The 10959-nt window shown below is 60.2% G+C and carries 15 protein-coding genes and 2 tRNA genes; 9 read left to right on the top strand and 8 right to left on the bottom strand.

Features of this window, described 5'->3' with window-relative positions; translation table 11 throughout:
* Positions 1-143: 143 nt before the first annotated feature.
* From FPT15_RS24320 to FPT15_RS24310, 3 genes are all read left to right on the top strand, one after another.
* Positions 144-220: transfer RNA gene (locus tag FPT15_RS24320), tRNA-Pro, on the top strand.
* 166 nt (positions 221-386) lie between these two features.
* A complete protein-coding gene (locus tag FPT15_RS24315; protein ID WP_145165311.1) occupies positions 387-1121 on the top strand; it encodes a cysteine hydrolase family protein in 735 nt (244 codons plus the stop codon).
* Between the two features lie 31 nt (positions 1122-1152).
* Complete coding sequence (locus FPT15_RS24310; RefSeq protein ID WP_178119740.1) at positions 1153-2040, top strand: LysR family transcriptional regulator; 888 nt, start codon at positions 1153-1155, stop codon at positions 2038-2040.
* Positions 2041-2100: 60 nt separating this feature from the next.
* Here the strand turns inward: FPT15_RS24310 and FPT15_RS24305 are convergent, their stop codons facing one another.
* From FPT15_RS24305 to FPT15_RS24295, 3 genes are all read right to left on the bottom strand, one after another.
* Positions 2101-3399 (bottom strand): NAD(P)/FAD-dependent oxidoreductase, encoded by a 1299-nt coding sequence (locus FPT15_RS24305; protein ID WP_145165303.1) that lies wholly within the window; start codon positions 3397-3399, stop codon positions 2101-2103.
* Between the two features lie 60 nt (positions 3400-3459).
* Complete coding sequence (locus tag FPT15_RS24300) at positions 3460-3633, bottom strand: DUF3094 family protein (protein WP_064450648.1); 174 nt, start codon at positions 3631-3633, stop codon at positions 3460-3462.
* A gap of 89 nt (positions 3634-3722) precedes the next feature.
* Positions 3723-4352, bottom strand: a complete 630-nt coding sequence (locus tag FPT15_RS24295) for a DUF1780 domain-containing protein (RefSeq protein ID WP_145165302.1) — start codon at positions 4350-4352, stop codon at positions 3723-3725.
* Positions 4353-4452: 100 nt separating this feature from the next.
* Between FPT15_RS24295 and FPT15_RS24290 the strand changes: the two genes are divergently transcribed.
* From FPT15_RS24290 to FPT15_RS24280, 3 genes are all read left to right on the top strand, one after another.
* Positions 4453-4920: an FAD/FMN-containing dehydrogenase gene (locus tag FPT15_RS24290; RefSeq protein WP_145165300.1), complete on the top strand. Its 468-nt coding sequence runs from the start codon at positions 4453-4455 to the stop codon at positions 4918-4920.
* The gene (locus FPT15_RS24285; protein WP_145165298.1) at positions 4917-5606 is read left to right on the top strand and encodes an energy-coupling factor ABC transporter permease; all 690 of its coding nucleotides are present in this window, start codon (positions 4917-4919) and stop codon (positions 5604-5606) included. The genes FPT15_RS24290 and FPT15_RS24285 overlap by 4 nt, the downstream gene beginning before the upstream one ends.
* A 66-nt stretch (positions 5607-5672) precedes the next feature.
* Positions 5673-5888, top strand: coding sequence for a hypothetical protein (locus FPT15_RS24280; RefSeq protein WP_003171680.1), 216 nt, complete (start codon positions 5673-5675; stop codon positions 5886-5888).
* Here the strand turns inward: FPT15_RS24280 and yacG are convergent.
* From yacG to FPT15_RS24260, 4 genes are read right to left on the bottom strand one after another with little or no spacing between them, the layout of a single operon-like run.
* Positions 5885-6085: a DNA gyrase inhibitor YacG gene (gene yacG, locus FPT15_RS24275; protein ID WP_145165296.1), complete on the bottom strand. Its 201-nt coding sequence runs from the start codon at positions 6083-6085 to the stop codon at positions 5885-5887. The two genes, FPT15_RS24280 and yacG, sit on opposite strands and share 4 nt — an antisense overlap.
* Complete coding sequence (coaE, locus tag FPT15_RS24270) at positions 6082-6705, bottom strand: dephospho-CoA kinase (RefSeq protein WP_145165294.1); 624 nt, start codon at positions 6703-6705, stop codon at positions 6082-6084. The genes yacG and coaE overlap by 4 nt, the downstream gene beginning before the upstream one ends.
* Positions 6702-7568, bottom strand: coding sequence for an A24 family peptidase (locus tag FPT15_RS24265; protein ID WP_145165292.1), 867 nt, complete (start codon positions 7566-7568; stop codon positions 6702-6704). Before FPT15_RS24265 ends, coaE begins: the two co-directional genes overlap by 4 nt.
* A complete protein-coding gene (locus tag FPT15_RS24260) occupies positions 7565-8773 on the bottom strand; it encodes a type II secretion system F family protein (protein WP_145165290.1) in 1209 nt (402 codons plus the stop codon). Before FPT15_RS24260 ends, FPT15_RS24265 begins: the two co-directional genes overlap by 4 nt.
* 202 nt (positions 8774-8975) lie before the next feature.
* Here FPT15_RS24260 and FPT15_RS24255 point away from each other — a divergent pair, with 202 nt between their 5' ends.
* From FPT15_RS24255 to FPT15_RS24245, 3 genes are all read left to right on the top strand, one after another.
* Positions 8976-9389, top strand: coding sequence for a pilin (locus FPT15_RS24255; protein WP_145165306.1), 414 nt, complete (start codon positions 8976-8978; stop codon positions 9387-9389).
* A 64-nt stretch (positions 9390-9453) separates the two neighbouring features.
* Positions 9454-9526, top strand: a tRNA-Thr gene (locus tag FPT15_RS24250).
* Between the two features lie 172 nt (positions 9527-9698).
* A complete protein-coding gene (locus tag FPT15_RS24245) occupies positions 9699-10004 on the top strand; it encodes a DUF6388 family protein (protein ID WP_106578609.1) in 306 nt (101 codons plus the stop codon).
* A 43-nt stretch (positions 10005-10047) separates the two neighbouring features.
* Here the strand turns inward: FPT15_RS24245 and nadC are convergent, their stop codons facing one another.
* Complete coding sequence (gene nadC / locus FPT15_RS24240) at positions 10048-10896, bottom strand: carboxylating nicotinate-nucleotide diphosphorylase (RefSeq protein WP_145165288.1); 849 nt, start codon at positions 10894-10896, stop codon at positions 10048-10050.
* Positions 10897-10959: the final 63 nt, after the last annotated feature.

Raw genomic sequence — 10959 nt, 5'->3', positions numbered from 1 at the left:
TTGGCTTTTAACCAATTGGTCGTAGGTTCGAATCCCACACGACCCACCATTTTTGAGACCAGTTAACGCTGGGATCAGATCTTAAGATCAGAGGTCAAAAGCCCTGGTCGCAGAAGGCGACTGAAAGGTCGCCTTTTTTTTACCGGGGTATAGCGCAGTCCGGTAGCGCGCCTGCTTTGGGAGCAGGATGTCAGGAGTTCGAATCCCCTTACCCCGACCATATTAAAAATCCTCGTATCGAAAGATACGGGGATTTTTTTTGCCTGTTGTTTGGCCTCACTTGTGCGAATTCCAAACAGATATTGTGCTGATGGGTGCGTTGGTGCACTGGTCGCGGCCTCCTAGACTGGGCCTCGTCCATTCACTCGCCTCAAGGAATCTGCATGATGACCCTCACTCCAGCCGTTCACCCTGTCCGTTCGCTATCTGCCGTACTCAAGTCCACGCTTGTTGGCTTCGGTATGATGGTGGGCCTCGGCCATTACGCTGTCGCCGCCGAAGCAGCCACACACCCGCAGCCGACCATTCGCGCGATGTTGGGGGCGAAGCCGACCGACCGTCTTGACCCGAAAACCACCGCGTTGGTGGTCATCGACTTCCAGAATGAATACTTCACCGGCCGCATGCCGATCCCTGACGGCATGAAAGCCCTGGAAAACACCCAGCGTCTGATCAAGTTTGCCGACAAGGAAAACATCCGGGTCATTCACGTGCAGCACATCGCCCCGGACGACGCGGCGGTCTTCGCCAAGAATGGCAAAACCGTCGATTTTCACCCGCTGATGAAGCCACGTGCACAAGACACGCTTGTGCAGAAGACCACGGTCAGCGTGTTTGCCAGCACCGACCTGGATGCGCAATTGAAGAAAGCCGGCGTCAAAACCCTGATTATCAGTGGCCTGATGACTCACGCCTGTGTTGCTGGCGCCGCCCGTGACGCCGCGCCGTTGGGCTATGACGTTGTGGTAGCATCCGATGCCAGTGCCACACGGGCTATTACCCGCGCCGATGGCCGTTCGGTAACCAAGGATGAGTTGCACAACTCGGCACTGGCTGAAATCGAAGACACCTTCGGTTCGGTGCTGACCACCTCGCAAATTATCGCTTTGCCGGTTAACTGATTCCCCTGACCAGCTTGGGATCGCCTGCTTCATGAACCAGTTATCTGCCATGCGCGCCTTTCGGTGCATCGTCGAAGCCAAGGGTTTTTCTGCAGCCGCAGAGCGCCTGGAGACCACGCATTCGACGATTTCCCGGCAATTGCAGCAATTGGAGATTGAGCTGGGCGCCCAACTGATCAACCGCAACACGCGACGCTTCAGTCTGACGGGTGCCGGGGAGCAGTACTACGCAGCGTGCGTGGATATCCTTGATCGTCTCGACGCCGCATCCCAGGCCATCGCCCATGGGCACCAACGCCCCGAAGGCCTGCTGAGAGTCAGTGTGCCGCTGGTGGTGGGCACACTGGATCTGCCGCACTGGCTACCGGGTTTTCAACGACGCTATCCGGATATTGAGCTGCAGCTGTGCTGTGATGATCAGTTCGTCGACCTGGTGGCCGACGGGTTTGATGTCGCGATACGCATTGCCAGCGCCCTGGCGGATACGTCATTGATTGCCCGCACGTTGACGATTTCCAGCCAGGTTCTGGTCGCGTCGCCGAGCTACATCGGCCGCCATGGGTTGCCCCGTTCGGCGCAGGAGCTCGACAACCATCACTTGCTGACTTTCATTGGTGCGTCGTCGGATTGGCAACTGAGTGCGGCGCGTGGCGCGGTGGTTACGGTCACCCCATCGGGGCGGTTCAGCACCAACACCATCAGCGCGTTGCACGCGGCCACGTTGGCGGGGGCGGGCATTGCGTGTTTCACCCAGGCCACAGTGCACAGCGACTTGGCGCACGGTCAGCTTGTGCGAATTCTGCCCAATTACTCATTGGGCGAGCGGCACTATTACGCCCTTTATCCACAGTCCCGGCACCTGGCGCCGAAGGTGCGGGCGTTTGTCGACTATATGGCTGAGTTCTACCAGCAGCTCTAGCCCAATAAAAAATCCCCCTATCGTGAGATAGGGGGATTTTTTTTGCTGCCGTTCAGTCAATCAGTGCAGCTTGAGCCTTGGCTCGGTGCCGCGCCCGATCTTGCTGCCGAGCATCAGCATGGCCGTGCGGAAGAAACCGTACAACGCCATCTGGTGCATGCGGTACAGCGATACATAGAACATCCGCGCCAGCCAGCCTTCCAGCATCACGCTGCCGGTCAGGTTACCCATCAAGTTACCCACCGCCGAGAAACGTGACAGCGAGATCAGCGAGCCGTAGTCGGTGTACTTGTAGGACGGCAGGTCCTTGCCTTCAATCCGCAGTTTCAGCGACTTGGCCAGCAACGAAGCCTGCTGGTGAGCGGCCTGTGCGCGGGGCGGTACGTTGCGGTCGGTGCCTGGTTGCGGGCAGGCGGCGCAGTCGCCAAAGGCGAAGATATTTTCGTCGCGGGTAGTCTGCAGCGTCGGCAACACCTGCAATTGGTTGATGCGGTTGGTTTCCAGGCCGTCGATGTCCTTGAGGAAGCCTGGCGCGCGAATCCCGGCGGCCCACACCTTCAAGCTGGCCGGAATGACCTGGCCGCTGCTGGTGATCAGGGCGTCGGCCGTCACTTCGCTGACCGCCGAATTGGTCAGCACCGTCACCCCGAGTTTCTCCAGGGTTTTATGCACCGGCCCGCCAATTCGTTCCGGCAACGCAGGCAATACCCGTGGGCCGGCTTCGATCAGGGTGATGTGCATGTTTTCCGGTTTGATCTTGTCCAGGCCGTACGCTGCCAGCTCGTGGGCGGCGTTATGCAGCTCGGCAGCCAGCTCAACGCCGGTGGCGCCAGCGCCGACGATGGCGACGCTGATCTGTTCAATGGTATCGGTCTGCCCGGCATGGGCGCGCAGGTAGTGGTTGAGCAACTGCTGGTGGAAACGCTCGGCCTGTTTGCGTGTGTCCAGGAACAGGCAGTGTTGCGCTGCGCCCTCGGTGCCGAAGTCATTGGTGGTGCTGCCGACTGCGATCACCAGGCTGTCATAGCCCAGCACGCGCGCAGGCACCAGTTCGCGGCCTTCTTCGTCAAGGGTGGCGGCCAGCTGAATTTTTTTCTGTTCACGGTCAAGCCCGCTCATGCGCCCCAGCTGGAACTCGAAGTGGTTCCATTTGGCTTGGGCGACGTAGTTGAGTTCGTCTTCCGAAGAGTTCAGCGAGCCGGCAGCCACTTCGTGCAGCAGTGGCTTCCAGATATGGGTCAGGTTGGTGTCCACCAGCGTGATGTTGGCGGTGCCGCGCTTGCCCAGAGTCTTACCCAGGCGGGTAGCCAACTCCAGGCCGCCGGCGCCGCCGCCGACGATAATAATACGATGGGTCATGGGGATATCTCGCAAGGCTAAAAGAAATCGGAGCAGCTACCCTCGCGAGCGCCAGGCAGCTCATAGCGTCAGGTAACTCAAAAGGCGGCTCAGCAGACCGAGCCCGATCACCGCCACCAGCACCACACCAAGGAGCAGCCACGGCCGGAAAGGCTTGCGCTCGACTCGGTTCTGGGAGAGTTGCAGGTACTCTTCGACATGCTGTTGGTCATCGGGGTTCAGGCGGCTGGTCATAAAGGCCTCGTCAGGTAGACGTTGCAAAAGGGCGCCACGTTACAGTCGGGAGATTGGCGGTATCGCCACAAGCGTAGCCTGTGCCTGCGTCACAGGCTGATGCCCACGTCGAATACTATGCTGCGGCCCAAGTTGTTGCGCAAGAAATCCGGGGCATCAGGATGAGCGAACAGCACGCGGGCAAAGGTCGGCCCGACCAGCGACAGCGAGCGCCAGCCCTGGCGCAGGTATTCGGTGGGAGGCGGAAAATGGCTGTTGAGGTCCAGCACTTCGCGTTTGAGACTGGCGAAGGCGATGAGGTCCAGCTCACCCAGGTCAATGCCACGTTCTTTGTAGTTATGCGCTTTTTTGCGCAGCGTCGGCGCCAGGCGCAACAGGAACTCATGGGCGGGGATACGCCGCGGCTTGGCTTCGCGCCGGACCAACTGGCTCAGGGAAAACGCGCTGCGTCGACGCAGCAACTCATCGCGCCATTCGTCGTTCAGGCGCCGGCCTTCATCCAGTACAAAAAACACCTCGAAACTGGCGTCGCGAAACAACACATCCGGCGGTTCTTGACCGGCGGCATGAAACTCCTCGGCCCGGTAGGGCACATTCAAGCCTTGCAGCAGGCGCTGGCAGACCCAACGCTCACGCTCCCATTTGCGGGCATTGGACAGGAACGCATTGGCTTGTTCGGCCGCTACGGTAAGCAGGCGCAAGTAATCTGAGTCATCCATATTTGCAGCTTAGCGTCCAAATGATGACCGCAGGAAGTCTTGCTTTAAACGGCCGGTGTAGACTGGCTACTCGACCCTCATCCGAATCAAGGAGTCTGCGGTGAAGTTTTTCGTGGTGCTGTTGCTGAGCCTTTTACCGTTGTGGGCCCAAGCTGTTGAGGTGGGTGAGCGCGTGGCGCCATGGACCCTGCTCGACCAGTTCGACCAGGCCTACACCCTGGATGACCAGGCGCAGATTCTGCTGGTAGCCCGCAGCATGGACGCCGCCAAGCGGGTAGATGCCGCGCTGCAAGGCCAGCCCAAGGGCTACCTCGAAGCGCGCCACGCGGTGTTCATCGCCGATATCCAGCGCATGCCCCGGCTCATCGCCAAGCTGTTCGCCGTGCCGGCGATGCAGGCCTACAACTACCGGGTCATGCTGGACCGTGATGCGCGTATTGCCCCGCGTTACCCAGGGGCTGTGGATAAAGTGCTGTGGCTGCAACTCGATAGCGGCAAGGTGATTGCGCAGCACGAATTCAGCTCCGCCGACGAGCTGCGCCAGGCACTGGAGCAGGTGAAGCCGTGATCAGTGCCGCCGTGCTGGCGCCGCAAACCCTCAGCATCGGCTGGCTGTTGTATGCGCCCGTGGTGATGTGGGCAATCCTGCGCTCGCCATGGGTCGAGCTGTTTGCCGACCGGCGGCGTCAGCATCTGCTGTTTGGTACGGTGTTCGCGCTGTTCATGTTGTGGCTGGTGCGGCGCGATTTCGATACTGGCGTTTCCTACCACTTTATCGGCATGACCGCCGTGACCCTGCTGCTCGACTGGCCTCTGGCACTCGTCGGCGGGTTGGCGGCGCAGTTCGGGTTGGTGCTGCTGGGGCGTCAGGACCTGGCCGCTGTCGGGGTCAATGGCCTGCTGCTGATTGTGTTGCCGGTACTGGTCACGGAAGGCTGTGCAGTGCTGGTAGAGCGCGCCCAACCCCGCAATCCCTTTGTGTATATCTTCTGCTCGGGCTTTTTTGCCGCCGCGCTGTCGGCGCTGCTCTGCTTGCTGGCTGCGCTGGGGTTGCTGTGGTTAGACGGCCGTTTCGCGATGCCGGAGTGGCTGGAAGACTTCATCGGCTACCTGTGGCTGATCATCTTCCCCGAAGCCTTTATCAACGGCATGGTCATCAGCGCTCTGGTGGTGTTTTGCCCGGAGTGGCTTGAGACCTTCAACCGTACGCGCTACCTCTCTGCGCCATGGAAGGACGACGATTCGCGGCGTTGACCCAGATCAAATCCCGGCCGGCCACACAGGCCCATGCTCTGCGAAATTTATGAAGGAGCGTGGGGCATGAGTGTGTACGAATGGGCACGGCAGGAGTTGCGCAGAAGTCAGGACGCCGCGCAGGAAATCGGTTTCGACCCGGGCTTGACCTTGCGCGCCATGCTCAGCGCCGTGGTGCAGCAGAGTAAAGGCGTACGCAGTTTCGAAGACCTGGCCGACGAGCTGCAATACCTTGCAGAGAACCTCGACGACCAGCAGGAATACGCCTTTATGCGGCCTTAGTGCTTAGGCTGAAAGTCTTCGGAGAACAGCTCGTCTTCGGCATCCGGGCTGACCGGAATCTTGTGCTCTTCCGATGCCCAGGCGCCCAGGTCGATGAGTTTGCAACGGTCCGAGCAAAACGGCCGATTGAGGTTGTCTGTTTTCCATTCCACGGGTGCACCGCAGGTTGGGCAGTCGACGGTCATAGGTTGGCTCATGATCGGCCTCCACGCAAAGTAAGGTAAAAGTGGTGCAGTCGCTCGACCTCGCTGTGCAGCCAGGCGAGGTCCTGGTCATTGACCAGTACGTCATCGGCATGGTTCAGGCGGTCCTCACGGCTGGACTGGGCCTTCAGAATCGCCTGCACCTGCTGTTCGCTGATGCCGTCGCGCTGCAGGGTACGCTGAATCTGCAGTGATTGCGGCACGTCAATCACCAGGATGCGCTGGGTCATGCTGTACTGGCCGGACTCGATCAGCAGCGGTGACACCAGGATTGCGTAAGGTGACCGCGCGCGCGCCAGATGGCTGCGAATCTCCTCGCCGATCAGCGGGTGCAGCAAGGCTTCCAGCCAGCGGCGTTCTTGCGGGACCTCGAAGATCAGTTTGCGCAACGCGGCGCGGTCCAGTTGGCCGTCGGGTAACAGCACGCCTGCACCGAAGTGCTCGGCGATTTGCGCCAGTGCCGGGCGGCCGGGCTCAACCACCCAGCGAGCCGCATGGTCGGCGTCGATCAGGTCGATGCCCAAATCCATGAAGTGCTGGGCGGCCGCGCTTTTGCCGCTGCCGATGCCGCCGGTGAGGCCAAGAATCCAGGGTGTTGCAACAGAAGTGGTCATTTGAAACCGACAGACTGCAAATAGAAGTCGGTTATTTGACCACCCCAGAGCAATGCAATCCAGCCGGCAATCGCCAGACACGGGCCAAACGGCATTGGGGCCGACGCCTGGGGCTTGCGCAAGCGCAGCAGGATCAGCCCGGCAAGCACCCCGAGCAACGAAGACATCAGCAGTGTCATCGGCAGAATCTGCCAGCCACCCCAGGCGCCGAGCAAGGCCAATAACTTGAAGTCGCCATAGCCCATGCCGTCCTTGCCGGTGATCACCTTGAATAGCCAGAACACCGTCCACAGGCTCATGTACCCAATGACTGCACCCCAGAGCGCATCCGGCAGCGTCACCAGCAAGCCAACACTATTGAGGATCAGCCCCAGCCATAACAGCGGCAGCACCAGAACGTCGGGCAGCAGTTGATGATCCACATCGATCAGGCTCATCGCCAGCAACCCCCAGCTCAGCAGCATCACCGCACCGGCTTGCCAGCCGAAGCCGAAATGCCAGGCCACCGCCGCCGAGACCAGCGCGCCGGCAAGTTCGGTGAACGGGTAGCGGGCACTGATAGGTTCTCGGCAATGGGCACAACGGCCCTTGAGCAGCAGGTAGCTGAGCAGCGGAATATTTTCCCACGCGCGAATCGGATGATTGCATCGCGGGCAGCAGGAATGGGGGCGCATCAGGTTGTAAGCCGGGCCCGCAGGGTCAGCAGGCAAACCGAGCACTTCCTGGGCCTGGGCGCGCCATTCGCGCTCGAGCATTTTCGGCAGGCGCCACACCAGCACATTGAGGAAACTGCCGACAATCAGGCCCAGCACCAGCGCCATCCCGACAAAGAGCCACGGTTGTTCATTCAGCAACGGGTTCAAAATGCCGACCCCAGCTGGAACACTGGCAGGTACATGGCGATCACCAGTGCGCCGACGATGCCGCCCAATACCACCATGATCAGGGGCTCCATCAGGCTGGTGAGGTTATCGACCAGGTTTTGCACATCGGCCTCGTAGTGATTGGCGACTTTTTCCAGCATGCGGTCCAGGGTTCCCGATTCTTCCCCGATGGCCGTCATCTGGATTGCCATACTGGGAAACAGGCGGCTGTTGGCCATGGATTGGTGCAACTGCATGCCAGTGGATACATCGTGACGCATATGTTCGATCGCCTGTTTGAACAACCCATTTCCGACCGCCCCCGCCACGCAATCCAGCGCCTGCACCAACGGCACGCCCGCGGCGAAAGTCGTTGAGAGTGTGCGGGCGTAGCGGGCAACCGCGGTTTTTTTCAGCAGTGTGCCTGCCAGGGGCGCGTTCAACAAACCGAGGTCCAGCCAACGACGAAAACCGGAAGATGCCCGATAGACGTGGCGCAGCCCGATAATTGTCGCGGCCAAACCCAGTGCCACCATCCACCAGGCACGCTGCAGGAACTCGGACAAGGCAATGACACTCAGCGTGAAGCCCGGCAGTTTGCCATCGACGCCGGCGAACAGGTTCTGGAACTGCGGCACCACGTGGATCAGCAAGACCGTGCTGACCAGGCCTGCAACCACGATGACGGCGATGGGGTAGGTCATGGCCTTCTTGATGCGCGTCTTGAGCTGCTGGCTTTTCTCCAGATGGATGGCAACGCGCTCCAGCAGTGTTTCTAGGGCACCGGCGTGCTCGCCGGCGGCAATCAGGTGGCAATACAGGTCATCGAAATAGCGCGGTTGTTTTTTCAGCGCTGTCGCCAGGTTGTTGCCGGCAGCGATTTCCTGTTTCAGGCCCTTTATCAGCTCGCGCATCAGGCGGTTGTCGAAGCCTTCGCCAATAATGTCGAACGCTTGCAACAGCGGTATGCCAGCCTTCAGTAATGTCGCCAACTGGCGGGTGAACAGGGCAATATCGGCGGGTTTTATCGGCGGGGCGAAGCTTGGCAGGCGTGGGGTTTTCTTGCGGATGCGGCCGGGGCAAATCCCTTGCTCGCGCAGTTGTGCCTTGATCAGCGCCAGGTTCTGGCCTGTGGTTTGCCCGCAGACTCTGCGTCCTTTGCGGTTGATGCCTTCCCAGGCGTAGATCGTTGCAGCGTCATTCATGTCACGTTTCCGCACACAGGTCGTTGAAGATTTATAGCTTAGTCAGGTGAGGGATTCGGACAGGCTGGCGAGGAAGGATAAAATGTCAGATTGTGCGTCTTGCAGGCGATTGGTCGTGCGTGGATGAGTACACTGGCGCCGTTGCACAATGCGGGGCGCAGGACGCGCCTTGTGAGGGTTTCTATTCTGGAGAGTGAATGTGATGCGTCAGAAAGGCTTTACCTTGATCGAGCTGTTGATCGTCGTGGCAATCATCGGCATTTTGGCCACTATCGGTTTGCCCATGTATACCAAGCACCAGGCCAAGGCCAAGTTCACCGCGGGGTTGGCTGAAGTCTCCGCGCTGAAGGCAGGTTTCGAGGACACCCTCAACCAGGGCACCGTACCGACCCTGGCCTTGATCGGTGGCACCAGTCCCACCGCCAATTGCAAGATCGACGTGGCAGGCGATGTGGCCACCGGCGCGGGCTCCATCAGCTGTGAAATTCTTGATGCGCCTGCGCCCGTGCTGGGCAAGACCATCACGTTGACGCGCAGCGCCACCACGGGCTGGAAGTGCGCGACCACGGCTGAAGCGCAATACGTTGCCAGAGGCTGCGGCGCCGACGGGGCCTGACGGCCGTCGGGCGGTAGGCGAGTTAGTTGCCGCCTGCCCAATGCGGTGCTAGCTTTAGCCCACCGCCCGTGTAGCTCAGCCGGTAGAGCAGCGCACTCGTAACGCGAAGGTCGCAGGTTCGATTCCTGTCTCGGGCACAAGGCAACACTGTTGAAAAAACGCGACACTGTTTTAAAAGGCAGCACTGTTTTCAGATGATCCCAGAATGGTTCTGAAGGCCAGACGAGCCGGCATTCATGCTTGCTCTTTCGTATCTGCGCAACCTTGATGACCCAGATGCATCCCCATTCCTCGATCTAAGAGAACAACATGACCACACCAGAAATGACCCAGGAAGCGCGGCACGAAGCAGCCCTCAAAAAGTACGTTGCGGAGTCGCCGGAACTGCTGGATGAGATCAAGGACCTGAGCGCCGATGATCAAAGGGACCAGATCCAATGGTCATTTGAGGATGAGGCCGAGGCCCAGGGCCTGCAGCCATGGGAATTGACCCTCAAGTACACGTCGACGCCGGAAGAGTTCGAGGCCGCACGCCTGGCCTTGCACAAGGAGGCCGCCGAGGTGCTGGGTGTCGACTGGAACGAGTATTGCGGGATGAACAACCTCGCGATCTGAAACACTGTGCAGGCGCCGGCTTGCCGGCGCTTACATTAAAACGTCAGATGCTCAGCCGCATCGACAAGTCCACCGCCTTCACATCCTTGGTCATCGCGCCGATGGAGATGTAGTCCACTCCGGTTTGAGCGATGGGCAGCAGCGTGGTTTCATTGATCCCGCCGCTGGCTTCCAGCTTGGCCTTGCCCGCATTCAGGCGCACGGCCTCACGCATGTCATCCAGGCTCAATTCGTCGAGCATGATGATATCGGCGCCCGCCGCCAGCGCTTCGCGCAGTTCCTCCAGGCTTTCCACTTCGATTTCCACGGGCTTGCCCGGCGCGATCTTGTGCGCGGCGGTAATCGCCTGCGCAATCCCGCCGCACGCAGCGATATGGTTTTCCTTGATCAGGAAGGCGTCGTACAACCCGATGCGGTGGTTATGACAACCGCCGCAGGTCACCGCGTATTTCTGCGCCAGGCGCAGGCCCGGCAGGGTTTTGCGGGTGTCCAGCAGCTTGACCTGGGTCGTGGCGACGAAATCCGCCAGGTACTGAGCGCGCGTGGCGACGCCTGACAGCATCTGCAGAAAATTCAGCGCGCAGCGTTCGCCGCTGAGCAGTGAGCGGGCAGGGCCCTCAAGGTGGAACAGCGCCTGGTTGGGGCTGACACGCTCACCGTCGGCAACCTGCCAATGCACCGCGACCCGCGGATCGAGCTGACGGAACACCGCATCGACCCAGGCCGTACCGGCGATGACGGCCGCATCGCGGGTGATGATCGTCGCCTTGGCCAGCCGTTCGGCCGGAATCAATTGCGCAGTGATGTCGCCGCTGCCGATGTCTTCCAGCAGTGCACGGCGCACGTTGGCTTCGATTTCGGCGGTGAGGTCGGCAAGACGGAGATTCGGCATAACAGGCTCCACAAACAAAGTGCCACGGATTATAGGGGCAGCGCGCCTGTGAACCCAGACTCA

The organism is Pseudomonas sp. RGB, assembly GCF_007713445.1.
Lineage (GTDB): Bacteria > Pseudomonadota > Gammaproteobacteria > Pseudomonadales > Pseudomonadaceae > Aquipseudomonas.
This window is presented reverse-complemented; position numbering and strand designations above follow the sequence as displayed.

Excerpts from the sequence above, each read along its gene's own strand:
- coaE (WP_145165294.1), bottom strand. The coding sequence starts at position 6,705 with ATGACCACTTCTGTTGCAACACCCTGGATTCTTGGCCTCACCGGCGGC.
- FPT15_RS24255 (WP_145165306.1), top strand. The coding sequence starts at position 8,976 with ATGCGTCAGAAAGGCTTTACCTTGATCGAGCTGTTGATCGTCGTGGCA.
- FPT15_RS24305 (WP_145165303.1), bottom strand. The coding sequence starts at position 3,399 with ATGACCCATCGTATTATTATCGTCGGCGGCGGCGCCGGCGGCCTGGAG.
- FPT15_RS24310 (WP_178119740.1), top strand. The coding sequence starts at position 1,153 with ATGAACCAGTTATCTGCCATGCGCGCCTTTCGGTGCATCGTCGAAGCC.
- FPT15_RS24300 (WP_064450648.1), bottom strand. The coding sequence starts at position 3,633 with ATGACCAGCCGCCTGAACCCCGATGACCAACAGCATGTCGAAGAGTAC.
- FPT15_RS24315 (WP_145165311.1), top strand. The coding sequence starts at position 387 with ATGACCCTCACTCCAGCCGTTCACCCTGTCCGTTCGCTATCTGCCGTA.
- yacG (WP_145165296.1), bottom strand. The coding sequence starts at position 6,085 with ATGAGCCAACCTATGACCGTCGACTGCCCAACCTGCGGTGCACCCGTG.
- FPT15_RS24245 (WP_106578609.1), top strand. The coding sequence starts at position 9,699 with ATGACCACACCAGAAATGACCCAGGAAGCGCGGCACGAAGCAGCCCTC.
- nadC (WP_145165288.1), bottom strand. The coding sequence starts at position 10,896 with ATGCCGAATCTCCGTCTTGCCGACCTCACCGCCGAAATCGAAGCCAAC.
- FPT15_RS24295 (WP_145165302.1), bottom strand. The coding sequence starts at position 4,352 with ATGGATGACTCAGATTACTTGCGCCTGCTTACCGTAGCGGCCGAACAA.
- FPT15_RS24260 (WP_145165290.1), bottom strand. The coding sequence starts at position 8,773 with ATGAATGACGCTGCAACGATCTACGCCTGGGAAGGCATCAACCGCAAA.
- FPT15_RS24280 (WP_003171680.1), top strand. The coding sequence starts at position 5,673 with ATGAGTGTGTACGAATGGGCACGGCAGGAGTTGCGCAGAAGTCAGGAC.